Below are 24,081 nucleotides of genomic sequence, written 5' to 3'. Positions count from 1 at the left end.
TTCCGAGATGTACAAACTCTTCTTCCGTCTGGTCTTCCGGCGCATGGACCCCGAGCAGGCCCACTACCTGGCCTTCCGCTGGATCCGGCTCGCGGCGCGCGTCCCCGTCCTGCGCACCTTCCTGGCCGCCGCGCTCGCGCCCCGCCACCGGGAACTGCGCACCGAGGCCTTCGGGCTGCGCATGCACGGCCCCTTCGGGCTCGCGGCCGGCTTCGACAAGAACGCCATCGCGATCGACGGCATGGCGATGCTCGGCTTCGACCACATCGAGATCGGCACGGTGACCGGGGAGGCACAGCCCGGCAACCCCAAGAAGCGGCTGTTCCGCCTGGTCCCGGACCGGGCGCTGATCAACCGCATGGGCTTCAACAACGAGGGCTCGCTCGCGGTCGCGGCCCGGCTGGCCGCGCGGACGCCCGTGTTCAGGACCGTCGTGGGCGTGAACATCGGCAAGACGAAGGCCGTCCCGGAGACGGAGGCCGTCGGCGACTACGTGAAGTCGGCCGAGCGGCTGGCGCCGTACGCCGACTACCTGGTCGTCAACGTCTCCTCCCCGAACACGCCCGGCCTGCGCAACCTCCAGGCCACCGAGGCGCTGCGCCCGCTGCTCGGCGCCGTGCGCGAGGCCGCGGACCGCGCGGTGACCGACCGCCGGGTCCCGCTGCTGGTGAAGATCGCCCCGGACCTCGCCGACGAGGACGTCGACGCCGTCGCCGACCTGGCCGTCGAACTCGGCCTGGACGGGATCATCGCCACCAACACCACCATCGCGCGCGAGGGACTCGGTCTGACCTCCTCGCCCGCACTGGTCCAGGAGACCGGCGGACTGTCCGGCGCGCCGCTGAAGGAACGCTCGCTGGAGGTGCTGCGCCGCCTCTACGCGCGCGTGGGCGACCGGATCACCCTGGTGGGCGTCGGCGGCATCGAGAACGCCGAGGACGCCTGGCAGCGCATCCTCGCGGGCGCCACCCTGATCCAGGGCTACAGCGCCTTCATCTACGAGGGCCCCTTCTGGGCCCGCGCCCTGCACAAGGGGCTCGCCGCGCGCCTGCGCACCAGCCCTTACCCCACTCTCGCCGACGCGGTCGGTGCCGACGTCAGGAAGGCCGCATGAGCTCTCTGGAACCCTTCGGCGCCCGACTGCGCCGCGCCATGGACGAGCGCGGGCCGCTGTGCGTGGGTATCGACCCGCACGCCTCCCTGCTCGCCGAGTGGGGCCTGAACGACGACGTGGCAGGTCTGGAGCGGTTCAGCCGCACGGTCGTCGAGGCGACGGCCGACCGGGTCGCCGTCCTGAAGCCGCAGAGCGCGTTCTTCGAGCGCTTCGGCTCACGCGGGGTGGCCGTGCTGGAGAAGACGGTCGAGGAGGCGCGGGCGGCCGGTGCGCTGGTCGTCATGGACGCCAAGCGCGGCGACATCGGCTCCACCATGGCCGCCTACGCCGAGTCCTTCCTGCACAAGGACGCCCCGCTGTTCTCGGACGCGCTGACCGTCTCGCCCTACCTCGGCTACGGGTCGCTGGCCCCGGCCGTCGCCCTGGCGCGGGAGAACGGCGCGGGCCTGTTCGTGCTCGCCCTGACCTCCAACCCGGAGGGCGGCGAGGTGCAGCACGCGGTGCGCGCGGACGGCCGTACGGTCGGCGCGACGATGCTGGCCCACCTGGCGGCCGAGAACGCGGGGGAGGAGCCGCTGGGGTCCTTCGGGGCGGTCGTCGGCGCCACGCTGGGCGACCTGTCGTCGTACGACCTCGACATCCACGGTCCGCTCCTCGCGCCCGGCATCGGCGCCCAGGGCGCGACGCCGGCCGACCTTCCCGGGGTGTTCGGCGCGGCGGTGCGCAACGTCGTGCCCAACGTCAGCAGGGGTGTGCTGCGGCACGGTCCCGACGCGGGCGCGCTGCGTGCCGCCGCGGACCGGTTCGCGCGGGAGATCGAGGCGGCTGTCGCGGCCGTCTGAGGCACCCGGAGGCCGCCGTCGACAGCCGTCCAGGCCGACTTGAGGCTGGATACATTCTCAAATCCGGGGCAATATGTCTGAAATGTCCAGTCCTGATGGAGGCTGACCAGGACTTTTCCTCTGTTCTCGCTGACTCGGACGGAGTTGGCCGCTAGTCTCCGAGCAGAGTGAACGGGCGCAGCGTGTTGCTCGTAACTCCCTAGGTGTGGGGCGACTAGGTTCCTCACCGGTCCGTATCCGACAGTTCGACATCCGAGGTGACGTAGGCGTGGCTCTTCCGCCCCTTACCCCCGAACAGCGCGCAGCCGCGCTCGAAAAGGCCGCCGCGGCTCGCCGGGAGCGGGCCGAGGTCAAGAATCGACTCAAGCACTCCGGCGCCTCCCTTCACGAGGTCATCAAGCAGGGTCAGGAAAACGACGTCATCGGCAAGATGAAGGTTTCCGCCCTGCTGGAGTCCCTGCCGGGCGTGGGCAAGGTCCGCGCCAAGCAGATCATGGAGCGACTCGGCATCTCCGAGAGCCGCCGCGTGCGTGGCCTCGGGTCCAACCAGATCGCCTCCCTTGAGCGCGAGTTCGGCAGCACCGGCTCCTGAGTGCCGGGTGGTCCGGGACTGACGTTCCGGGCACCCCGGGATTGCTGGAATAATCGCTGCATGGCTGCAACATTCCGGGGGACGACCCCCGAGCCCCCGGACGTACGTCCGCGGCTGACCGTGCTCTCCGGCCCCTCCGGGGTCGGTAAGAGCACGGTCGTCGCCCATATGCGCAAGGAACATCCCGAGGTGTGGCTGTCGGTGTCGGCGACGACCCGCAAGCCCCGCCCCGGGGAGAAGCACGGCGTCCACTACTTCTTCGTCAGCGACGACGAGATGGACAAGCTGATCGCCAACGGCGAGCTGCTGGAGTGGGCCGAGTTCGCGGGCAACCGCTACGGCACGCCCCGCGCGGCCGTGCTGGAGCACCTGGAGTCCGGTGTCCCGGTCCTCCTGGAGATCGACCTCCAGGGCGCCCGGCAGGTCCGTGAGTCCATGCCCGAGGCCCAGCTGGTGTTCCTGGCCCCGCCCTCCTGGGACGAACTGGTGCGCCGGCTCACCGGCCGCGGCACCGAGCCGCCCGAGGTCATCGAGCGCCGCCTGGACGCGGCGAAGATCGAACTGGCGGCGGAGCCGGAGTTCGACGAGACCCTTGTCAACACCTCTGTCAAGGACGTGGCGCGAGAGCTGCTAGCCTTGATGGATGTTGTGTGATCACGAGCATGTGACCACGACCGACCTTTTCCCCACCATCGGAAGGTAGAGCGTGTCCTCTTCCATCTCCGCGCCCGAGGGCATCATCAACCCGCCGATCGACGAGCTTCTCGAGGCCACGGACTCGAAGTACAGCCTCGTGATCTACGCGGCCAAGCGGGCCCGCCAGATCAACGCGTACTACTCGCAGCTCGGCGAGGGCCTCCTCGAGTACGTCGGTCCGCTCGTCGACACCCACGTCCACGAGAAGCCGCTCTCGATCAGCCTGCGCGAGATCAACGCGGGACTGCTGACGTCCGAGGCCATCGAGGGCCCGGCGTAAGTAGTATTTCCAGCTTAAGGTTGGTTTTTCCACAGGCCCGGCAGCGCGACTGCCGGGCCTGTGGTGTGTGATGGAGGCGTGCGCCCGTCACCGGCGCACGCGAGCGAGCGGAGGGGAGCGACGGTGGACAAGCCGAAGGTCGTACTGGGGGTCAGCGGTGGCATCGCCGCCTACAAGGCCTGCGAGCTGCTGCGAAGACTGACGGAGTCGGGGCATGACGTCCGGGTCGTGCCCACCGCCTCCGCGCTGCACTTCGTCGGCGCCGCGACCTGGTCCGCACTGTCCGGCCACCCCGTCTCGACCGAGGTCTGGGACGACGTCGACGAGGTCCCGCACGTCCGCATCGGCCAGCACGCCGACCTGGTGGTCGTCGCCCCCGCCACGGCCGACATGCTCGCCAAGGCCGCCCACGGACTCGCGGACGACCTGCTCACCAACACGCTCCTCACCGCGCGCTGCCCCGTGGTCTTCGCCCCCGCCATGCACACGGAGATGTGGGAGCACCCGGCCACCCAGGAGAACGTGGCCACGCTGCGCCGCCGCGGCGCCGTCGTGATCGAACCCGCCGTGGGCCGCCTCACCGGTGTGGACACCGGCAAGGGCCGGCTGCCCGACCCGGCCGAGATCTTCGAGGTCTGCCGCCGTGTGCTGGCCCGCGGTGTCGCGCGGCCGGATCTCGCCGGCCGCCATGTCGTGGTCAGCGCCGGCGGCACCCGCGAACCCCTCGACCCGGTGCGCTTCCTCGGCAACCGCTCCTCGGGCAAGCAGGGCTACGCCCTCGCCCGCACGGCCGCGGCCCGCGGCGCCCGGGTCACCCTGGTCGCCGCGAACACCGGCCTGCCCGATCCGGCGGGTGTGGACGTCGTCCAGGTCGGCACGGCCGTCCAGCTGCGCGAGGCTGTGCTCAAGGCGGCCCCGGACGCGGACGCGGTCGTGATGGCCGCCGCGGTCGCCGACTTCCGCCCCTTGGCCTACGCGACCGGAAAAATCAAGAAGAAGGACGGCCAGGAACCGGAGCCCATCGTCCTCGTACGGAATCCGGACATCCTCGCGGAGATCTCCGCCGATCGCGCACGGCCCGGCCAGGTGGTCGTCGGCTTCGCCGCCGAGACCGACGACGTCCTCGCCAACGGCCGCACCAAGCTGCAGCGCAAGGGCTGTGACCTGCTCGTGGTGAACGAGGTGGGGGAACGCAAGACTTTCGGCTCCGAGGAGAACGAGGCTGTGGTACTGGGCGCCGACGGAACCGAGACGGCCGTGCCGTACGGCCCGAAAGAGGCCCTGGCCGAAACCGTATGGGACCTTGTGGCGCAACGCCTGGGGTGAATGTTTCCCTCGCCTCGGGGATCACGCCGGGCCCGGACATTCGGGCGTGGCGCCCCTGGCCAAGCTCGAGCGGCATTGGGCAGAATGCCCCGTGCCGCAGGTCACAGCCCTTCCGAGAGGCGAGACAGTGGGGCCATGACCGAGCGCGACCGATAAACTGTTCTCGGACGACATCAGGCGCAGCCCTGTCCGTCCGCCAATGATCAGCCAGCAGCCGCTGCAACCCCAGGGAGCGTTGTGTCCCGTCGCCTGTTCACTTCGGAGTCTGTGACCGAGGGTCACCCCGACAAGATCGCTGACCAGATCAGCGACACCATTCTCGACGCGCTTCTGCGCGAGGACCCGACCTCCCGGGTCGCGGTCGAGACCCTGATCACCACCGGTCTGGTGCACGTGGCCGGAGAGGTCACCACCAAGGCCTACGCGCCGATCCCGCAGCTCGTGCGCGAGAAGATCCTCGAGATCGGCTACGACTCCTCGAAGAAGGGCTTCGACGGCGCCTCCTGCGGCGTCTCGGTGTCGATCGGTTCGCAGTCCCCGGACATCGCGCAGGGCGTCGACACGGCCTACGAGTCCCGGGTCGAGGGCGACGACGACGAGCTCGACAAGCAGGGCGCCGGCGACCAGGGCCTGATGTTCGGCTACGCCAGCGACGAGACGCCGACCCTGATGCCGCTGCCGATCTTCCTGGCGCACCGCCTGTCGAAGCGGCTGTCCGAGGTCCGCAAGAACGGCGCCATCCCCTACCTGCGCCCCGACGGCAAGACCCAGGTCACCATCGAGTACGACGGCGACAAGGCGGTCCGCCTGGACACGGTCGTCGTCTCCTCGCAGCACGCCAGCGACATCGACCTGGACTCGCTGCTGACCCCGGACATCCGCGAGTTCGTCGTGGAGCCGGAGCTGAAGGCCCTCCTCGACGACGGCATCAAGCTGGAGACCGAGGGCTACCGCCTGCTGGTCAACCCCACCGGCCGCTTCGAGATCGGCGGCCCGATGGGCGACGCCGGCCTCACCGGCCGCAAGATCATCATCGACACCTACGGCGGTTTCGCCCGCCACGGCGGCGGTGCCTTCTCCGGCAAGGACCCGTCCAAGGTCGACCGCTCGGCCGCCTACGCGATGCGCTGGGTCGCCAAGAACGTCGTCGCCGCGGGGCTCGCCTCCCGCTGCGAGGTCCAGGTCGCCTACGCGATCGGCAAGGCCGAGCCCGTCGGTCTCTTCGTCGAGACCTTCGGCACCCACAAGGTCGAGCCGGAGAAGATCGAGAAGGCGATCGACGAGGTCTTCGACCTGCGTCCGGCCGCCATCATCCGCGACCTCGACCTGCTGCGTCCGATCTACGCCCAGACGGCCGCCTACGGCCACTTCGGCCGTGAGCTGCCCGACTTCACCTGGGAGCGCACGGACCGCGTGGACGCGCTGAAGAAGGCCGCGGGCCTGTAGGCCCCGCCTCCGCTTCCCGGCACGGGCCCGGCTCTCCCCTCGGGGAGGTCCGGGCCCGTCCTGTGTGTGCCGAGCGGGCCTGTCCGGTGCCTCCCGCCCGGGCCGTGCGGGGCGAAAACCGGTGGCCGCGGGGGGCGCGGGGACCGTACGGTGACGACTCTCCCGGTGCGAAGGCCGCGGTTACTTCGATGGAGTGCGCCCCCAGGGCGCGCGGTGAAATCAGGCATGTGTCGCCGCTGCCGTGCGGATCTCGGGAGACCTCGGTGATCACCGGCGACGCCGGTTGTCGGTCGCGTTTGGTAAGAATGCAAGCGTGAGCAGCGAGAACCGGACGGGGGAGGGCGGCGCCGAAGGCGCGCCGCCCGAACAGCTCGCGCTCATCCGGGCGAGCGTGCGCGAGGCCAAGGTGCCGCGGGCCAAACCCCGGACCTGGCGGGGGGCCGCGCTGGCGAAGGAGCTGCCCGTCGCCCGGGTGCTCGTCGACAAGGGCGTGCTGCATCTCGACCGCTACTTCGACTACGCCGTCCCCGAGGAACTCGACGCGGACGCACAGCCCGGCGTGCGGGTGCGGGTGCGATTCGGCGCCGGACGGCACCGGGTGCGCGACGGCCGCCGCGAGGGCGGAGGCCTGATCGACGGGTTCCTGGTGGAGCGCCGGGCCGAGTCCGACTACTCCGGGCCGCTGGCCGCGCTCGCCCAGGTCGTGTCGCCCGAGCCCGTACTGAGCGAGGAACTGCTGACGCTGGCGCGGGCCGTGGCCGACCGGTACGCCGGGAGCCTCGCCGATGTGCTCCAGCTCGCCGTGCCGCCGCGCAGCGCGAAGGCCGAGCAACGACCCTCCCCCCAGCCCCTGCCCGCCCCACGAGCGCCCGAGCCGGGGTCCTGGACGCGGTACGAGCGGGGGGCCGCGTTCCTCCGGTCGCTGGCCACGGGAGGCGCGCCGCGTGCCGTGTGGAACGCCCTGCCCGGCCCCGAGTGGAGCGACGAACTGGCCCTGGCCGTCGCGGCGACCCTCGCCTCGGGCCGCGGGGCGCTCGTCGTCGTGCCCGACGGACGCGCCGCCTCCCGGGTCGACGCCGCGCTGACGGCGCTGCTGGGCGAGGGACGGCACGCGCTGCTGACCGCCGACGCCGGACCCGAGAAGCGCTACCGGCAGTGGCTCGCGGTGCGCCGGGGATCGGTGCGGGCCGTGGTCGGCACCCGGGCCGCGATGTTCGCGCCGGTTCAGGACCTCGGGCTGGTCGCCCTCTGGGACGACGGCGACGACAGCCACAGCGAGCCGCACGCGCCCCAGCCGCACGCCCGCGAGGTGCTCCTGCTGCGCGCGGCCCAGGACCGCTGCGCCTTCCTGCTGGGCAGCCGGGACTGCACCGTGGAGGCGGCACAGCTCGTCGAGAGCGGATGGGCCGGGCCGCTGGTCGCCGGACGCGAGCAGGTACGGCGCGCCGCTCCGCTCGTACGGACCGTCGGGGACCTGGATCTGGCCCGGGACGAGGCGGCGCGGGCCGCCCGGCTGCCGAGCCTCGCCTGGCAGACCGCCAGGGAAGGCCTGCGGCACGGACCGGTGCTGGTCCAGGTGCCCCGGCGCGGTTATGTGCCGCGGATGGCCTGCGCGCAGTGCCGCGCCCCCGCCCGCTGCCGGCACTGCGCCGGGCCGCTGGAGGCACGCGACGGCGGGGCGCTGTGGTGCGGCTGGTGCGGGCGGGAGGAATCCGGCTGGCACTGTCCGGAGTGCGGCTCGTTCCGGCTGCGCGCCCAGGTCGTGGGCGCCCGGCGCACCGCGGAGGAGCTGGGGCGGGCGTTCCCGGCGGTGCCGGTGCGGACCTCGGGCCGCGAGCACGTCCTGGACACCGTGCCGGGGACACCCGCGCTGGTGGTGAGCACACCGGGAGCCGAGCCCGTCGCCGAGGGAGGTTATGCGGCCGCCCTGTTGCTGGACGGCTGGGCCATGCTCGGCCGGCCCGATCTGCGGGCCGGGGAGGACGCCCTGCGCCGGTGGATCGCGGCGGCCTCGCTCGTGCGGCCGCAGAGCGCGGGCGGGACCGTGGTGGTCGTCGCCGAGCCGACCCTGCGCCCGGTGCAGGCGCTGGTGCGGTGGGATCCCGTCGGTCATGCGGTGCGGGAGCTCGCCGAGCGGGCCGAACTGGGCTTCCCACCGGTCTCGCGGATGGCCGCGGTGTCGGGCCGGGCGGAGGCGGTCGCCGCGTTCTTCGACGCGGTGCGCCTGCCCCCGGACGCCGAGGTGCTCGGGCCCGTGCCCGTCCCCGGCACGGCACCGGGCCGCCCGCGACGGCCGGGGGCGCCGCCGCCGGGGGAGCACTGGGAGCGCGCGCTGGTCCGGGTGCCGCCGGGCAGTGGTGGTGCGATGGCGGCCGCCCTGAAGGCGGCGCAGGCCGCCCGGATGGCCCGGGGTACGGGCGGCGGCGCGGCCGGGGCGGCGAGCGAGCCGGTACGGGTGCGGATCGACCCGCCGGACATCGGCTGAGACGGGCGTCGGCTGAGACGGGCGTCGGCTGAGACGGAGTTCGGCTGAGACGGGCTTCGGCCGAGACGGAGTTCGGCTGAGATGGGCTTTGGCCGAGACGGGCGTCGGTTGCCCCGGGCGCGCGCGGGACGCCGACACACGGCTGCCCTCCCGGGGGCGGCCGGGAGGGCAGGGGGCGGGGAAGGCAGCGACGAAGGCGCGTCAGCCGTTGCGGGGGGCGGGGAAGACGGTGGATCTGACCTCGTCGCGCAGGGTGGGGCTGCCCGCCGTGGGCTGGGTGGGCATCGAGCGGGCCGCGGGCACCGTGGGGATGGTGGTGCCGACGTTGACCGCGCGGTTTTCCGACGTCTCCGTGAGCTGCTCCGACTCGGCGGCTGCCTGGGCCGCGGCGCGACGGGAACCGTAACGGCGGTGCACGGCCTGCTTGGTGACACCGAGCGCGGAGCCCACCGCGTCCCACGAGAAGCCGAGCGAACGGTCGAAGTCGACCGCGGCCGTCACCAGGGTCTCGACGCTGTCCCGCAGTTCCTGGGCCAGCCGGACCGTCGGGGCGGGGGCGCGTCCGTACACCACGAAGCCCGTGGAGGGGCCGGAGCGGCGCGGACGGTAGACGTTGCCCAACTGCGCCGTGAGCGTGCGGAGCGCGTCCACCTGGCGGCGGACCCGCTCGATGTCCCGCACCAGCAAGTGCAGGCTGGCCCGGGCCTGGGCGTCGTTGGTTGCGTGGTCGGCCATGAACAAGCCTCTCGAACCGGCGTTGCAAGGAAACCGGACCGCTGGGCGGCCCGCTGTGTCAACTCTTTCTTGACCAACGCGTGTGAGCGCCGCTGGTCACGGCATGGGGGCGTATGAGCATCCGCGTACGCCCCCGGGGCGGACGTGCGCGGGGCGGACGTGCGCGGGGCGGACATCCGGGGCGCAGCCGTCGGCCAGGGCCCGTGGTCACGGACAGGCGAGGCCGCTCCCGCGGTCGGTGACGGACAGGCGGGGCCGCTCCCGCGGTCGGTGACGGACAGGCGGGGCCGCTTCCGTGGTCATGGATCGGCGGGGGCCGCTCCCATGGTCATAGACTTGTGCGCTGCCGTTGACCATCCCGCCCGAGAGGCCCGATCCCACCCATGAAGCTCGTCTTCGCCGGTACCCCCGAGGTCGCCGTTCCCGCTCTGGACGCCCTGATCGCCTCCGGGCGGCACGAGGTGGCCGCCGTCGTCACGCGCCCGGACGCACCGGCCGGGCGCGGTCGCAGGCTGGTCGCGTCCCCCGTGGCCCAGCGTGCGGAGGAGGCCGGGATCGAGGTGCTCAAGCCCGCGAAGCCGCGCGACCCGGAGTTCCAGGAACGGCTGCGGGAGATCGCTCCCGACTGCTGCCCCGTCGTCGCCTACGGCGCCCTGCTGCCCAAGTCGGCCCTGGACATCCCGGCCCACGGCTGGGTCAACCTGCACTTCTCGCTGCTGCCGGCCTGGCGCGGGGCCGCTCCCGTGCAGCACTCCATCATGGCCGGGGACGAGATCACGGGCGCCTCCACCTTCCTCATCGAGGAGGGGCTGGACTCCGGGCCGGTCTACGGCACCGTCACCGAGGAGATCCGGCCCACCGACACCAGCGGCGACCTGCTGACCCGGCTCGCCTTCGCGGGTGCCGGGCTGCTCGCCGCGACCATGGACGGGGTCGAGGACGGCAGCCTGCGGGCCGTGCCGCAGCCGGGCGAGGGCATCACCGTGGCACCGAAGATCACCGTGGACGACGCCCAGGTGGACTGGTCCACCCCGGCGCTGCGGGTCGACCGGGTCGTCCGCGGCTGTACGCCCGCGCCCGGCGCCTGGACCGTCTTCCGCGGCGAGCGGCTGAAACTCGTCCACGTCACCCCCCTGCCGGAGCGGACCGACCTCGCCCCGGGCGTCCTGGACGTCGCCAAGAACAACGTCTACGTCGGTACCGGCTCGTACGCGGTCGAGCTGCTGTGGGTGCAGGCCCAGGGCAAGAAGCCGATGCGGGCGGCGGACTGGGCGCGGGGCGTGCGGATCGGCCACGGGGAGAGCCTCGGGAGGTAGGCCCCTGCGGCCGGCTCAGGTCGGCCCGCGTCGGCTCAAGTTGGCTGAAACCGGCTCGGGCCCGCTGCGCCCGCTGCGCCCGGCCGGCCGGCCCGAGCGGGGTGTGGTGCGTGCAGCCGCGATGCGTAGGAGCCCCGGCAAAGGTCCGGGCAGCACGGCCGGTCAGCAGGGTCCGGGCAGCACGGCTGGTCAGCAGGGTCGGGGAGGACGGCCGGGCACGGGGGCCGGGACCGCCGGGACGTAGGCTTGGGGCGTATCACCATCTAACATCCGGAGCACCTTTTTCGTGAGCGATACCTCCCGTCGGCCCCGCAAGCCGGGCAAGCCTTACCGACGACCCCAGAAGGATCCCGTCCGCATGCTCGCCTTCGAGGCGCTGCGAGCCGTGGACGAGCGGGACGCGTACGCGAACCTCGTACTGCCGCCGCTGCTGCGCAAGGCGCGGGAGAAGGGCGACTTCGACGGACGGGACGCCGCCCTGGCCACCGAGCTGGTGTACGGGACGCTGCGACGGCAGGGGACGTACGACGCGGTCATCGCCGCCTGCGTCGACCGGCCGCTGCGCGAGGTGGACCCGCCGGTCCTCGACGTGCTGAGCCTCGGCGCGCACCAGCTGCTCGGGACCCGGATCCCGAGCCACGCCGCCGTCTCCGCCTCCGTGGAACTCGCCCGTGTCGTGCTCGGCGACGGGCGGGCCAAGTTCGTCAACGCCGTGCTCCGGAAGATCGCGCAGCACGACCTCGACACCTGGCTGGAGCAGATCGCGCCGCCCTACGACGACGATCCCGAGGAACACCTCGCCGTGGTGCACGCGCACCCGCGCTGGGTCGTCTCCGCGCTGTGGGACTCGCTGGGCGGCGGCCGGGCGGGCATCGAGGACCTGCTGGAGGCCGACAACGAGCGGCCCGAGGTGACGCTGGTGGCCCGGCCGGGCCGAGCGGGCACCGAGGAGCTGCTCGCGGAGGAGGCCGCCGTACCGGGGCGCTGGTCGCCGTACGCCGTACGGCTCACCGAGGGCGGCGAGCCCGGTGCCATCCAGGCCGTGAAGGACGGCAGGGCCGGAGTGCAGGACGAGGGCAGCCAGCTCGTCGCGCTCGCGCTCGCCGACGTGCCGGTCGAGGGGCCGGACGAGCGGTGGCTCGACGGGTGCGCCGGGCCGGGCGGCAAGGCCGCGCTGCTGGCCGCCCTCGCCGCGGAGCGCGGCGCGACGCTGCTCGCCTCCGAGAAGCAGCCGCACCGGGCGGGTCTCGTGGCCAAGGCCCTGGCCGGCAATCCCGGGCCCTACCAGGTCATCACGGCCGACGGGACCCGGCCGCCGTGGCGCCCCGGAGTCTTCGACCGGGTCCTGATGGACGTGCCGTGCACCGGGCTGGGCGCCCTGCGCCGGCGGCCCGAGGCGCGCTGGCGGCGTCGTCCGGACGACCTCGACGGCTTCGCTCCGCTCCAGCGCGGGCTGCTGCGCACGGCTCTGGAGTCGGTGCGGGTCGGCGGTGTGGTCGGCTACGCCACCTGCTCGCCGCACCTCGCCGAGACCCGGGCCGTCGTCGCCGACGTGCTCAAGCAGTTCCCGGAAGCCGACCTGATCGACGCCCGGCCATTCCTGCCGGGCGTACCGGCGCTGGGCGACGGTCCCGACGTACAGCTGTGGCCGCATCTGCACGGGACCGACGCGATGTACCTGGCGCTCATCCGTCGCAACGGCTGACCGCCGCGACGGCTGGCCGGCGAGCCGGGATCTCCTCGGGCGGGATCCTGGCGCGGGCCGGTCATGGCAGGTCGTGGGCCGGTTGCGGGCAGGCCGCGGAGCCGTCCGCCGGCCGTCCGAGAGCGGCCCGGTGCCCGTCGGAGGCGGCACCGGACCGCCTTCGGACCGGCTCCGGGGCGGGCCGCGCGGGAGGCGCTGACCGTACCGGGGCGAACAACCGGGCGAGGACGTGGCAGTCTTGGGGCATGGCCGCACAGATCAGCCCCAGCATCCTCTCCGCCGACTTCGCCCGCCTCGCGGACGAGGCCAGGGCGGTGGAAGGAGCCGACTGGCTCCACGTCGACGTCATGGACAACCACTTCGTCCCGAATCTCACGCTCGGTGTGCCGGTCGTGGAGTCGTTGGCGCGTGCGACGGACACCCCGCTGGACTGCCATCTGATGATCGAGGCCCCCGACCGGTGGGCACCGCAGTACGTCGAAGCGGGCGCCTCCTCCGTCACCTTCCATGTCGAGGCGGCCGCCGCGCCGGTGCGACTCGCCAGGGAGATCCGCGCCAAGGGCGCCCGTGCCTCGATGGCGCTGAAGCCCGCGACGCCCATCGAGCCGTACGAGGACCTGCTGCCCGAGCTCGACATGCTGTTGATCATGACGGTGGAGCCGGGCTTCGGCGGTCAGGCCTTCCTCGACATCATGCTGCCGAAGATCCGCCGCACCCGGGAGCTGATCGCCAAGCACGGGCTGGAGCTCTGGCTGCAGGTCGACGGCGGGGTGTCGGCCGAGACGATCGAGCGGTGCGCGGAGGCGGGCGCCGACGTCTTCGTCGCCGGTTCGGCGGTGTACGGGGCATCCGACCCGGCCGAGGCGGTACGTGCACTGCGCAGCCAGGCGGACGAGGCCACGGCCAAGGCGTCATGGGCGTGCAGCCACTGAACGACGGGAACGTGAACGGCGGCCTGCAAGGCTGATCAAATGCACCGGATCTGCAAGGATGAACGGTGAATCCAGAGTGTGAACAGCAGTGAGGAGATCGCCGTGTCGGGTATGTCGGCGGGCCGGTCAGCCGTGCGGATGGGACCCGCTGAGCTGGTGCAGGCGGCGGCCATGGCCCGCCGCTTCTATCTCGAGGGAAAGTCCAAGATCCAGATCGCGGAGGAGTTCGGCGTAAGCCGCTTCAAGGTGGCCCGGGTCCTGGAGACGGCCCTCGAACGGGATCTCGTACGCATCGAGATCCGTGTGCCGGCCGAACTGGACGCCGAGCGCTCCGACGCGCTCCGTGCCCGGTACGGCCTCAGGCACGCCGTCGTCGTCGAGTCCCCGGCGGAGGCCGAGGAGACGCCCGACCCCGAGAACCTGGGCGAGGTCGCGGCCGACCTGCTCGGCGAACTCGTCAACGAGGGGGATGTGCTCGGACTGGCCTGGGGCCGGTCCACGATCCACATGGCGGCGGCGCTCGACCGGCTGCCGCCGTGCACCGTGGTGCAGCTGACCGGCGTGTACGACGCCGGGACCGCCGAGCGCGGCTCGGTGGAGGCGGTGCGCCGCGCAGCCCAGGTGTCGGGCGGCGACGCCCACCCGATCTACGCGCCGATGCTGCTGCCGGACGTGGCCACCGCGGCCGCGCTGCGCAACCAGACGGGGATCGCCCGTGCCTTCGAGTACTTCGACAAGGTCACGGTCGCCTGTGTCTCCATCGGCTCCTGGGAGCCGGGCATCTCGACGGTGCACGACATGCTCAGCGACGAGGAGCGGGCGCACTACGCCTCGCTCGGCGTCGCCGCCGAGATGTCCGCGCACCTCTTCGACACCGAGGGTCGTCGGGTCGGCCGCGACCTGGGCGAGCGGTGCATCACCGTGAAGGCGGACCAGCTCCGCCGGATCCCCGAGGTCGTCGCGATCGCGGGCGGGCAGCGCAAGGCGGCCGCCATCGACGCGGTGCTGCGCTCCGGACTCGTCACCAGCCTGGTGACGGACACGTCCGCGGCGGACTACCTGATGACGGCGGGCCCGACACCGCGCTCCGCGCTCAACCGCGCGGACCCCGACGGGCCCTGACGGGACCCGGCCCCGGACCGTGAGGGGACGGCCGTGACAGCATCGGGGCACGCTGTCGCGGTACGTCCCCGGGGCGCGGGCAGGTGCACGAACGGCCCCACCGCCACGAATTCACCGTCAGGACGCCGGGTTCGCGGGATCGCGAAGCCCGGCGCATTGTCACCGGGCGGGGCGGCGGGTTCTACTACACAGGCGATCACTTACACCGGCGATCACTCCAACTCGTTCCGGGCGGTGCCGAGATGACCGACGATCCGACGCGCGATCCGTTCGGCGGACACGTCGTCCTGCTGGACCTCGACGGCGTCAAGGACAAGGCCGGGCTGATGGACCGGTGCGTCGGCGCGCTCGGCCTCCCCGAGTGGTTCGGGCGCAACTGGGACGCCCTCGCGGACAGTCTCTCCGACCCCGCCGTCTGGCCCGAGCAGACCACGGGCCGGGGGCTCCTGATCGTCGTACGCGGCTGGCGGGCGTACGCCGAGGCCCGCCCGGGGGAGTGGGGGACCGCCCAGGACGTCTTCGCCCAGGCGGTGGACGCGCAGCCGGCGCTCTCCGTGCTGCTCACGCTTGGAGGTTCCTCCTAGGGCGCCGCTGACCAGCCTGGAGGTTCTGTCGGGGGACGATCGGGCGCAGGCCGTGGGAGAATGAAGTACGTGCTCATTCCCCCTGGCTGACCTGTCCGGGGGCCGCCTCTGATCGACTGGGATGTGCAGCACGTGCGTTTCCTCAACGACATCCAGCCCGCGTACGACCTGACGTACGACGACGTCTTCATGGTGCCGAGCCGCAGCGCGGTCGGCTCGCGGCAGGGTGTCGACCTCAGCTCACCGGACGGCACCGGCACCACGATCCCGCTGGTCGTCGCCAACATGACCGCGATCGCCGGCCGTCGTATGGCCGAGACGGTGGCCCGGCGCGGCGGACTCGTGGTCATCCCGCAGGACATCCCGATCGACGTCGTCACCGATGTCGTCTCCTGGGTCAAGGGCCGCCACCTGGTGCTCGACACCCCGATCGTGCTGACCCCGCATCAGACCGTCGCCGACGCGCTCGCCCTGCTGCCCAAGCGGGCGCACAACGCCGGTGTCGTCGTGGACGAGGACGGCCGCCCGGTCGGTGTCGTCACCGACGCGGACCTCACCGGCGTGGACCGCTTCACCCAGCTCAGCGAGGTGATGTCCCGGGACCTGCTGCTGCTCGACGCGGACATCGACCCGCGCGAGGCCTTCAACCGCCTGGACGCGGCCAACCGGCGCTACGCCCCGGCCGTCGACGCGGAAGGCAAGCTCGCCGGCATCCTCACCCGCAAGGGCGCCCTGCGCGCCACGCTCTACACGCCCGCCACCGACGAGCGCGGCCGGCTGCGCATCGCCGCCGCCGTCGGCATCAACGGCGATGTCGCGGGCAAGGCCAAGCAGCTGCTGGACGCGGGCGTCGACACCCTCGTCATCGACACCGCGCACGGCCACCAGGAGTCGATGATCAGCGCGATCCGCACCGTCCGCGGGCTCGACCCGCACGTGCCGATCGCCGCCGGCAACATCGTCGCCGCCGAGGGTGTGCGGGACCTGATCGAGGCGGGCGCCGACATCATCAAGGTCGGTGTCGGACCCGGCGCCATGTGCACCACCCGGATGATGACCGGCGTCGGCCGGCCGCAGTTCTCCGCCGTCCTGGAGTGCGCCGCCGAGGCGAAGAAGTACGGCAAGCACGTGTGGGCCGACGGCGGTGTCCGCCACCCGCGCGACGTGGCGATGGCCCTCGCGGCCGGCGCTTCCAACGTGATGGTCGGCTCCTGGTTCGCGGGCACGTACGAGTCTCCGGGCGACCTTCAGCACGACGCGAACGGCCGCGCGTACAAGGAGTCGTTCGGCATGGCGTCCGCGCGTGCCGTGCGCAACCGCACCTCGGACGAGTCGGCGTACGACCGCGCCCGCAAGGCGCTGTTCGAGGAGGGCATCTCGACCTCCCGGATGTACCTCGACCCGGACCGCCCGGGTGTGGAGGACCTGATCGACTCGATCATCGCGGGCGTCCGCTCCTCCTGCACCTACGCAGGCGCGGGCTCCCTGGAGGAGTTCGCCGAGAAGTCCGTCGTCGGCATCCAGAGCGCCGCGGGCTACGCCGAGGGCAAGCCGCTGCACGCCAGCTGGAGCTGACCCCCGACTCCGTACGGAGCGGCCCCTGTCCCCCCGGCACCGGGAGGGCGGGGGCCGTCCGCGTTCCCGGACGCGCCCGGCGGGCGGCCCGCGCACGGCCTCCCGAACGTCCGCCCGGCCGGGGTCCCTCCAGAGTGCCTCCCGGGCCCGGCCCCCGCCCTCCGGCCCCGTCGACCGGGCCCGATCGACGCGATCGACGGGTGCCGTGCAACGAACGCCCGCCCGGCCGCGATCAACGCAACGTTCTTGCCGGGACGCGCAAGGTTGCTGCATTACGGCCGTGACGCCCCGGCTCATAGGGTCGAGCGCTGTACAAGGCGTGGCGGGGACCCCGCTCGGTGGGTTCCCGCTCGTGCGGGAGTGCCGCCGGTCCCTGTCGCCCTCACCGTAGCGACGAAGGAGTCAGCGCGTGCTCGATCAAGGCGCACCCCCGCACGACCGCACCGAGACAGTCCCCGCGTCCCCGGGCCTCGGCGCGCGTCTGATGCGGCGCAAGCCCGTGGAACGCCTGGTCGCCGAGGGTGGCCAGGGCGACGGAGGGGCTCTCCGCCGGTCTCTCGGGCTGTGGCAGCTCACCATGATCAGCATCGGTGCCACGCTGGGCACCGGCATCTTCGTCGTGCTCGGCGAGGCCGTCCCCAAGGCCGGTCCGGCCGTCACCCTGTCCTTTGTGATCGCCGGCCTCACGGCGCTCTTCTCGGCCCTGTCCTACGCCGAGCTGGCCGGCACCATCCCGGTCGCCGGGTCCTCGTACTCGTACGCGTACGCGACGATGGGCGAACTGATCGCCTGGATCTGCGGCTGGTGCCTGGTCCTCGAATACGGCGTGTCGGTCGCCGCGGTGGCCGTCGGCTGGGGCGAGTACCTCAACGAGCTGCTCGACGGCACCATCGGGGTGACCATCCCGGACGCCCTGTCCGCGCCGCCCGGTGACGGCGGGATCTTCAACCTGCCCGCGCTGATCGTGGTCCTGCTCGCCATGGCCTTCCTGCTCGGCGGCGCCCGCGAGTCCGCCCGCGCCAACACGATCATGGTCGCCGTGAAGATCGCCGCGCTGGTGCTGTTCTGCGCCATCGGCGTCCAGGGCTTCCGCTCCGGGAACTACGAGCACTTCATGCCGCTGGGCATGGCCGGGGTCAGCGCGGCGGGAGCGACGCTCTTCTTCTCGTACATAGGCTTCGACGCCGCCTCCACCGCCGGTGAGGAGGCCAAGAACGCCCAGCGTGACCTGCCCCGCGCCATCATGCTCTCGCTCGTCATCGTGACGGCGCTCTACGTCCTCGTCGCCGCGGTGGCCGTCGGCGCCAAGCCCTGGCAGCGGTTCAACGACTCGGAGGCCGCGCTCGCCCAGATCATGCGGGACGTGACCGGCCAGAGCTTCTGGGGCACGCTGCTCGCCGCCTGCGCCGTCATCGCCATCGCGAGTGTCGTGCTGACCGTTCTGTACGGCCAGACCCGCATCCTGTTCGCCATGTCCCGGGACGGTCTCGCCCCCAAGGTGTTCGGCCGGGTCCACCCGAAGACCGGCACGCCGCGCGCCAACACGGTGATCGTCTCCCTGTTCTGCGGCGTCCTGGCCGCCGCCGTTCCGCTGGGGCAGCTCGCCGACGCGACCAGCATCGGCACGCTGTTCGCCTTCGCGTTGGTCAACATCGCCGTCGTGGTGCTGCGCCGGACCCGCCCGGAGATGCCGCGCACCTTCCGGGTGCCGCTGTCGCCGCTGATGCCCGCCCTGGGCTTCGGCTTCTGCGTCTGGATGATGGGCAGTCTCGCCACCGTCACCTGGGTGGTCTTCGGAGTCTGGATGGCGGTCGGCCTCGTGTTCTACTTCGTGTACGGCTACCGCCGCTCCCGACTCGCGACCGCAGAGAAGTGATCCACCCGCAGTGCTGAACGATCTCGACGAACGCATCGTGCACGCCCTCGCCGAGGACGCCCGCCGCTCCTACGCGGACATCGGGCAGTTGGTCGGCCTGTCCGCACCGGCGGTGAAGCGGCGTGTGGACCGGCTGCGTGCCACCGGCGCCATCACCGGATTCACCGTACGGGTGGACCCGGCGGCGCTCGGCTGGGAGACCGAGGGGTTCGTCGAGATCTACTGCCGGCGCAACACCTCGCCGGAGACGATCCAGCGCGGCCTCGAGCGCTACCAGGAGGTCGTGGCAGCGTCCACCGTCACCGGGGACGCGGACGCGATGGTCCAGGTCTTCGCCTCCGACATGCGTCACTTCGAGCGGGTGCTGGAGCGGATCGCGGGGGAGCCGTTCGTGGAGCGGACGAAGTCCGTGCTGGTGCTGTCACCGCTGCTGCGCCGTTTCTCCTCGGGCTCGCCGACCTGACCGCGACCTGACCCGGGCGCCGTGGACCGCCGTCACGCGACGGCCCGGCCCGATCGCGGCGACCGGGGGCCCATGGTGGACCACCGTCACACCGTGGGCGCCCGACCGCGGCGGCCGGGGGCCCCTGGGCCACCGTCACACCGTGGCCCGGCGTGGCCGCGGTCGTGCACCCGCAGTCACCGCGGCACCCCGACCCGGCGTGGCGCAAAACGGCTGCCCTCGAACCGGGCGGCGACCGGGACCCGCTTTGCCGTACCTTCGCTGAAGTGACCCGGAGTTACCTTTGGTAACCATTGCGGGGCGACCAGGGCATCCCGTAGGTTGAGCGCCGCCCGCTACCCGCCGGTAACAGCGAGTGGCGGCCAACCTGTGCCTCGCCGCCCGAACCGCACTGCCGCCCTGGGGAGTCCATGCGCTGGCCCTTCGGCCGTCCCACCACCGTACGCGCGCGCATCGTGGCCCTCGCGCTCGCTCCCGTCCTCGCCCTGATGACGCTGTGGTCCTTCGCCATGGTGTCGGTCACCGGCGAACTGCGTGCCCTGATCCGCCTCCAGGGGGTGTACGAGGACTTCGGCACGCCCGTCGACACGGCGGTCGGGCAGATCCAGATCGAGCGCCGGCTCTCGGCCGCCTACCTGGGCGGCGGCCACCGCACGGCCGCCGCGGTGGAGCTGATGACGCAGCAGCGGCGCACCGACCGCGCCGTCGAGGCGATGCGCGAGGCGATCGGCAACGGCGACCGCGGCCGGCTCTCCGCCCGGCAGCGCGAGGTCCTGGACACCGTGGTCGCCTCCGTGGGCGGCCTGGAGCCGCTGCGCGAGCGCGTGCTGTCCCGCGACATCTCCTGGGACGGGGCGGTGACCGCCTACGACACGCTGCTGGACCCCGGCTTCGACGTCCCGTCCGCGCTCACCGCCCTCCAGGCGGGACAGCTGGCGCGCGAGGCGCAGACCGTCGTGGAGCTCGTCCGGGTGAGGGAGTTCGTCTCGCGCGAGGACGCGCTGGTCGCCGGGGCGCGGGCCGCGGGCCGGCTGACCGACGGCCAGTACGACATGCTGACGGCGACCATCGAGGACCGCCGCGTCTTCGAGCGGACCTATGTGCCCGACCTGCCGGACGACTCCCGGGCGCTGTTCGAGCAGTTCCAGCGCGAGGACCTGCACCGGCAGCTCACGAAGAGCGAGGACGCCCTGCTGCGGGCCGGAGCGGGCGGCGCGGCGCGGGCCGTCGCGGCCGACTCCTGGCGCACCACCACCGACCGGGCCGTCAAGCGCTACATGCAGCTGTGCACCCGCGCCGCCGAGAACTCCGCCGCGCGCGGACGGGAGTTCGCCTACGGCGAGCTGACCCGCGCCGCCGTCGTGGCCGTGCTGGGACTCGCCGCCGTGTCCCTGTCGCTGTGGTTCGCGGTGCGCGGCGCGCGGCGCATCTCGCGCCGCCTGGAGCTGCTGCGGGACGCGGCCGACCTGCTGGCGACCCGTCAGCTTCCGTCGGTGATGAGCCGGTTGAGCGCCGGCGAAGACGTCGACGCGGCGGCCGAGGCGCCGCCCCTGTCGGACGGCGAGAAGGTCGCCGACGAGATCGGCGACGTCGGCCGGTCCTTCAACTCCGCCCGGCTCGCGGCCGTCGAGGCCGCCGTGCAGCAGGCCACCCTGCGGCGCGGGCTGTTCGCGGTGCTGCTCAACATCGCCCGCCGCAACCAGGCGCTGGTGCACCGCCAGTTGAAGCTCGTCGACACGCTGGAGCGACGGACGGACGATCCGGACATCCTCCAGGAGCTGTTCCGGATCGACCACCTCACCACCCGTATGAGACGGCACGCGGAGAGCCTGATCATCCTCTCCGGCGCCGCACCCGGCCGCAGATGGCGCAGCCCGGTCCCGGTCGCCGACGTGGTCTCCGCCGCGGTCAGCGAGATCGAGGACTACACGCGCGTGGTCGTCCCGTCGATGGAGCGGATCGGAATCGCCGCGGACGCCGTGGCCGACGTGGTCCATCTGATCGCCGAACTCCTGGAGAACGCCGCGGTGTTCTCCCCGCCGCAGACCCAGGTCACCCTGCGCACCGGGCACGCCCGCGGCGGCTTCGTCCTGGAGATCGACGACCGCGGCCTGGGCCTCGACCCGGAGCAGGCGGAGCAGGCCCGGCGCACCCTCACCCGGCCCGACGAGTTCGACCCGACCCGGCACGACCGCCTCGGCCTGTACGTGGTCAGCAGGCTCGCCGCCCGTCAGGGCATCGAGGTCACGCTGTGCCGGTCCCCGTACGGCGGGACCACGGCGGTGGTCCTGCTGCCGGAGTCGTTGCTCGCGTCGGTGGAGCCGATGGGGTCCGGCGCGGCGGAGAGCGGCCTCGGCGAGCGCGCCGCGGTGGAGTCCGGTGCCGGAGGACCGGTCGCCGTCGCGGCCGTCGCCCCGCAGACCGGGCCCGTGCCGCCGCTGCGCCCGCTGCCCACCCGCTCCCGACCCGCGCTTCCCGGGTCCGCCACGCCCGAGCCCGCCGCTCCCGAAGCCGACCTCGAACCCGAAACCGAACCCGGACCCGAACTCGGACCCGAACCCGGACCCGTCCCCGCGTCGGCGGCGCCTGCGTCGGCCGCGCCCGGTGTCGCCGTGCTGCCCACCCGGGTACGGCAGGCGGCCCTCGCCCCCGAGCTGCGCCAGGAGCCCCCGCGGACCCCCGCCGGGGCGTCCGGGCGCGAGGTGAGCCCCGAGGACATGCGGGCGATCTTCGGCTCCTTCCAGCGCGGGCTGGACCGCGGACGCAGGGGCGTCGAGCCCGGCCCGGGGGACGCCCCCGCACCCGGAGAGCCCACCGGCGCCGGGCACTCCAGGACCGCCGACGGCCCGACGGACCACGGGCACCCCGCCACCGTCGACGACCGGACCGGCCGCACGCCGCATGCCCACACCGCCGGTGAGCGGACCGCACGCACCCCTCAGGCCCACACCGCCGGTGAGCGAGCCGACACGGACGAAAGGAGGGACGCCGAAGATGCTCCCTGACAACACCGTCGAACAGCCCGGTACGGACCTCGGCTGGCTGCTCGACGACCTGGTGGCCCGGACCGACCACGTCCGTCAGGCGGTCCTGCTCACCGCCGACGGCCTGCCGCTGTGCTGCTCGGAGGGGATCGAGCGGCGCGACATCGAGCATCTGGCCGCCGTCTGCTCCGGGTTCCACAGCCTGGCCTGCTCGGCGGGCGAGCGGTTCGCCGCGGGCCAGGTACGACAGACCATGGTCATGCTCGACGACGCCTATCTCTTCATCACCCCGGCGGGCAACGGCAGCCGTCTCGCGGTGCTCAGCGAGGCGCAGACCGACGTCGGCCAGCTCGCCCACGAGATGGAACTGCTCGTCCGCCGCGTCGGCCGCCATCTGGACGCCGCCGTACGCGAGGCCGCCGCACCCGCCGGTCCGGCCGGCGCCTGATCCCCTGGTGGCAGACGACGACCACTGGTACGAGGACGAGACCGGGCCGATGGTCCGGCCGTACGCCGTGACACACGGCCGGACCCGGCCCTCCGGCGGACCCGTCATCGACCTGATGTCCCAGGTCACGGCCCTGTGGCCGGAGGGCGGCGACCCGGCGCTCGACCACGCCCGCTCCTCCCTGCTCGACCTGGTGCGCCGTGGGCCGCGGCCGGTCGTCGAGCTCGCGGCCGACGCCGACCTGCCGCTGACCGTCGTCCGCGTGCTGCTCGGCGATCTGGTCGCGGCCGGTGTGGTGCGGGTCGACGAGCCGCGGCCGGTCGTAGCGGGCCCGGCCACCGACCCCGAGCTGCTGCGCGAGATCGCGGACCGCCTGCGCGAGCTCTGAGCCCTGAGCGAGACCCTGACCAGGAGCCCCGACCACGAGCCCTGACCACGAGCCCTGACCAGGAGCTCTGACCAGGAGCTCTGGCCAAGGGTTCCGACCAGGAGCCCTGAGCGGCGCGCGAGGCCAGGGCGGGGGAGCCCGTGACTGTGTCGCGTCACACACCCCGAAGCCGCTCGACGGCCCGCTCCGAGGCGGCACGCATGCCCCGCCCGAAGACGCGAGCGGGCCCGCGCAACGAATCGCCGCCGACCCCGGGTGCGACGCAACGAACCGCTCACCGGCGCGCAACGGCTCCTCCTTGTCCGGCCCGCTCCGCCGCCCGTACCGTCTACGTGACCCCGACCCCCTCCGTATCCGGTGAGGAACACGCATGCGCACCGCCCTGCTCCAGAGCTCCGGCCGCCCCGGTTCCGTCGTCGAGAACCTCAAGGTCCTCGACGAGGCCGCGGGCCGTGCCGCCGCCGCGGGCGCCGCGCTGCTGGTCACCCCGGAGATGTTCCTGACCGGGTACGCGATCGGCGACGACATCGGCCGCCTGGCCGAACCCGCCGACGGCGCCTGCGCCGACGAGATCGCCGAGATCGCCGGCCGGCACGGCCTCGCGGTCGCCTACGGATACCCCGAGCGCGACGGCGAGATCGTCTTCAACTCCGCACAGCTGATCTCCGCCGACGGCAGCCGCCTCGCGAACTACCGCAAGACCCACCTCTTCGGCTGCTTCGAGCACGAGCACTTCGTCCCGGGCGGGACGCCTGTCGTCCAGGCCGAGCTGAACGGTCTGCGGGTCGGCATCATGATCTGCTACGACGTCGAGTTCCCGGAGAACGTCCGCGCCCACGCCCTGGCCGGCACCGATCTCCTGGTGGTGCCGACGGCGCAGATGCACCCGTTCCAGTTCGTCGCCGAGTCCGTGGTGCCGGTGCGCGCCTTCGAGAACCAGATGTACGTCGCCTACGTCAACAGGGTCGGCCGCGAAGGGGAGTTCGAGTTCGTCGGGCTGTCCACGCTGGCCGGTCCCGACGGGGTCGCCCGCACCCGCGCCGGCCGCGCGGACGAACTGCTGCTCGCCGACGTGGACCCCGCCTTCCTCGCCGCGTCCCGCGAGACGAACCCGTATCTGAAGGACCGCCGTCCGGGCCTCTACGGGTCCCTGGTCTGACCGCCGCCGCTCC

At 72.8% G+C, this 24,081-nt stretch carries 21 protein-coding genes and 1 pseudogene; 21 read left to right on the top strand and 1 reads right to left on the bottom strand.

The window, feature by feature from the left end; translation table 11 throughout:
* The first annotated feature begins 7 nt into the window (after positions 1 to 7).
* The 8 genes from ACZ7OY_RS21740 (at position 8) to ACZ7OY_RS21705 (ending at position 8,781) form a co-directional block, all read left to right on the top strand.
* Entirely contained in the window at positions 8 to 1,114 is a 1,107-nt protein-coding gene (locus tag ACZ7OY_RS21740) for a quinone-dependent dihydroorotate dehydrogenase (protein ID WP_471912873.1), read from the top strand.
* Complete coding sequence (gene pyrF, locus ACZ7OY_RS21735; RefSeq protein WP_385533661.1) at positions 1,111 to 1,956, top strand: orotidine-5'-phosphate decarboxylase; 846 nt, start codon at positions 1,111 to 1,113, stop codon at positions 1,954 to 1,956. The genes ACZ7OY_RS21740 and pyrF overlap by 4 nt, the downstream gene beginning before the upstream one ends.
* Before the next feature lie 268 nt (positions 1,957 to 2,224).
* Positions 2,225 to 2,548, top strand: coding sequence for an integration host factor (locus tag ACZ7OY_RS21730; protein WP_003977346.1), 324 nt, complete (start codon positions 2,225 to 2,227; stop codon positions 2,546 to 2,548).
* 60 nt (positions 2,549 to 2,608) lie between these two features.
* A complete protein-coding gene (gene gmk / locus ACZ7OY_RS21725) occupies positions 2,609 to 3,202 on the top strand; it encodes a guanylate kinase (RefSeq protein ID WP_351605895.1) in 594 nt (197 codons plus the stop codon).
* 52 nt (positions 3,203 to 3,254) lie between these two features.
* The gene (gene rpoZ, locus ACZ7OY_RS21720) at positions 3,255 to 3,524 is read left to right on the top strand and encodes a DNA-directed RNA polymerase subunit omega (protein ID WP_030785847.1); all 270 of its coding nucleotides are present in this window, start codon (positions 3,255 to 3,257) and stop codon (positions 3,522 to 3,524) included.
* A gap of 123 nt (positions 3,525 to 3,647) precedes the next feature.
* Positions 3,648 to 4,850, top strand: a complete 1,203-nt coding sequence (gene coaBC / locus ACZ7OY_RS21715; RefSeq protein WP_471912872.1) for a bifunctional phosphopantothenoylcysteine decarboxylase/phosphopantothenate--cysteine ligase CoaBC — start codon at positions 3,648 to 3,650, stop codon at positions 4,848 to 4,850.
* Between the two features lie 237 nt (positions 4,851 to 5,087).
* Positions 5,088 to 6,296 carry a methionine adenosyltransferase gene (gene metK / locus ACZ7OY_RS21710; RefSeq protein WP_162469547.1) on the top strand — a complete coding sequence of 403 codons (1,209 nt, stop codon included), beginning with the start codon at positions 5,088 to 5,090 and terminating at the stop codon, positions 6,294 to 6,296.
* Positions 6,297 to 6,609: 313 nt separating this feature from the next.
* The gene (locus ACZ7OY_RS21705; RefSeq protein WP_471912871.1) at positions 6,610 to 8,781 is read left to right on the top strand and encodes a primosomal protein N'; all 2,172 of its coding nucleotides are present in this window, start codon (positions 6,610 to 6,612) and stop codon (positions 8,779 to 8,781) included.
* 201 nt (positions 8,782 to 8,982) lie between these two features.
* Here ACZ7OY_RS21705 and ACZ7OY_RS21700 read toward each other — a convergent pair whose 3' ends face one another.
* Entirely contained in the window at positions 8,983 to 9,516 is a 534-nt protein-coding gene (locus ACZ7OY_RS21700) for a hypothetical protein (RefSeq protein WP_471912870.1), read from the bottom strand.
* Between the two features lie 383 nt (positions 9,517 to 9,899).
* Between ACZ7OY_RS21700 and fmt the strand changes: the two genes are divergently transcribed.
* From fmt to ACZ7OY_RS21635, 13 genes and pseudogenes are all read left to right on the top strand, one after another.
* The gene (fmt, locus tag ACZ7OY_RS21695) at positions 9,900 to 10,832 is read left to right on the top strand and encodes a methionyl-tRNA formyltransferase (protein WP_471912869.1); all 933 of its coding nucleotides are present in this window, start codon (positions 9,900 to 9,902) and stop codon (positions 10,830 to 10,832) included.
* 286 nt (positions 10,833 to 11,118) lie between these two features.
* Positions 11,119 to 12,537 (top strand): RsmB/NOP family class I SAM-dependent RNA methyltransferase, encoded by a 1,419-nt coding sequence (locus ACZ7OY_RS21690; RefSeq protein WP_471912868.1) that lies wholly within the window; start codon positions 11,119 to 11,121, stop codon positions 12,535 to 12,537.
* A 245-nt stretch (positions 12,538 to 12,782) separates the two neighbouring features.
* Entirely contained in the window at positions 12,783 to 13,469 is a 687-nt protein-coding gene (gene rpe / locus ACZ7OY_RS21685; protein ID WP_471912867.1) for a ribulose-phosphate 3-epimerase, read from the top strand.
* A gap of 78 nt (positions 13,470 to 13,547) precedes the next feature.
* Positions 13,548 to 14,591, top strand: a complete 1,044-nt coding sequence (locus tag ACZ7OY_RS21680; protein ID WP_471912866.1) for a sugar-binding transcriptional regulator — start codon at positions 13,548 to 13,550, stop codon at positions 14,589 to 14,591.
* 86 nt (positions 14,592 to 14,677) lie between these two features.
* A pseudogene (locus tag ACZ7OY_RS21675) lies at positions 14,678 to 14,791 on the top strand (ribonuclease domain-containing protein); the annotation flags it as partial.
* Between the two features lie 42 nt (positions 14,792 to 14,833).
* Positions 14,834 to 15,175 (top strand): barstar family protein, encoded by a 342-nt coding sequence (locus ACZ7OY_RS21670; protein WP_471913132.1) that lies wholly within the window; start codon positions 14,834 to 14,836, stop codon positions 15,173 to 15,175.
* Positions 15,176 to 15,307: 132 nt separating this feature from the next.
* Positions 15,308 to 16,750 carry a GuaB1 family IMP dehydrogenase-related protein gene (locus ACZ7OY_RS21665; RefSeq protein WP_471913131.1) on the top strand — a complete coding sequence of 481 codons (1,443 nt, stop codon included), beginning with the start codon at positions 15,308 to 15,310 and terminating at the stop codon, positions 16,748 to 16,750.
* A gap of 409 nt (positions 16,751 to 17,159) precedes the next feature.
* Entirely contained in the window at positions 17,160 to 18,626 is a 1,467-nt protein-coding gene (locus ACZ7OY_RS21660) for an amino acid permease (RefSeq protein ID WP_471912865.1), read from the top strand.
* A 10-nt stretch (positions 18,627 to 18,636) separates the two neighbouring features.
* Positions 18,637 to 19,089: an Lrp/AsnC family transcriptional regulator gene (locus ACZ7OY_RS21655; RefSeq protein ID WP_384722908.1), complete on the top strand. Its 453-nt coding sequence runs from the start codon at positions 18,637 to 18,639 to the stop codon at positions 19,087 to 19,089.
* 410 nt (positions 19,090 to 19,499) lie between these two features.
* Complete coding sequence (locus ACZ7OY_RS21650) at positions 19,500 to 22,094, top strand: sensor histidine kinase (RefSeq protein ID WP_471912864.1); 2,595 nt, start codon at positions 19,500 to 19,502, stop codon at positions 22,092 to 22,094.
* Positions 22,084 to 22,521, top strand: coding sequence for a roadblock/LC7 domain-containing protein (locus ACZ7OY_RS21645; protein ID WP_471912863.1), 438 nt, complete (start codon positions 22,084 to 22,086; stop codon positions 22,519 to 22,521). Before ACZ7OY_RS21650 ends, ACZ7OY_RS21645 begins: the two co-directional genes overlap by 11 nt.
* Positions 22,522 to 22,528: 7 nt before the next feature.
* Positions 22,529 to 22,909, top strand: coding sequence for a DUF742 domain-containing protein (locus ACZ7OY_RS21640; protein ID WP_471912862.1), 381 nt, complete (start codon positions 22,529 to 22,531; stop codon positions 22,907 to 22,909).
* Positions 22,910 to 23,279: 370 nt separating this feature from the next.
* Complete coding sequence (locus tag ACZ7OY_RS21635) at positions 23,280 to 24,068, top strand: carbon-nitrogen hydrolase family protein (RefSeq protein WP_471912861.1); 789 nt, start codon at positions 23,280 to 23,282, stop codon at positions 24,066 to 24,068.
* Positions 24,069 to 24,081 lie beyond the last annotated feature (13 nt).

It is taken from the genome of Streptomyces sp. NPDC107559, assembly GCF_055657365.1.
The sequence above is the reverse complement of the archived record's forward strand: the minus strand, read 5'-3'. Positions and strand labels throughout refer to the sequence as shown.

Bases quoted from the DNA above. Each gene is read 5' to 3' on its own strand.
- ACZ7OY_RS21650 (WP_471912864.1), top strand. From the start codon at position 19,500: ATGCGCTGGCCCTTCGGCCGTCCCACCACCGTACGCGCGCGCATCGTG.
- ACZ7OY_RS21700 (WP_471912870.1), bottom strand. From the start codon at position 9,516: ATGGCCGACCACGCAACCAACGACGCCCAGGCCCGGGCCAGCCTGCAC.
- fmt (WP_471912869.1), top strand. From the start codon at position 9,900: ATGAAGCTCGTCTTCGCCGGTACCCCCGAGGTCGCCGTTCCCGCTCTG.
- ACZ7OY_RS21635 (WP_471912861.1), top strand. From the start codon at position 23,280: ATGCGCACCGCCCTGCTCCAGAGCTCCGGCCGCCCCGGTTCCGTCGTC.
- ACZ7OY_RS21645 (WP_471912863.1), top strand. From the start codon at position 22,084: ATGCTCCCTGACAACACCGTCGAACAGCCCGGTACGGACCTCGGCTGG.
- rpe (WP_471912867.1), top strand. From the start codon at position 12,783: ATGGCCGCACAGATCAGCCCCAGCATCCTCTCCGCCGACTTCGCCCGC.
- gmk (WP_351605895.1), top strand. From the start codon at position 2,609: ATGGCTGCAACATTCCGGGGGACGACCCCCGAGCCCCCGGACGTACGT.
- pyrF (WP_385533661.1), top strand. From the start codon at position 1,111: ATGAGCTCTCTGGAACCCTTCGGCGCCCGACTGCGCCGCGCCATGGAC.
- ACZ7OY_RS21740 (WP_471912873.1), top strand. From the start codon at position 8: ATGTACAAACTCTTCTTCCGTCTGGTCTTCCGGCGCATGGACCCCGAG.
- ACZ7OY_RS21670 (WP_471913132.1), top strand. From the start codon at position 14,834: ATGACCGACGATCCGACGCGCGATCCGTTCGGCGGACACGTCGTCCTG.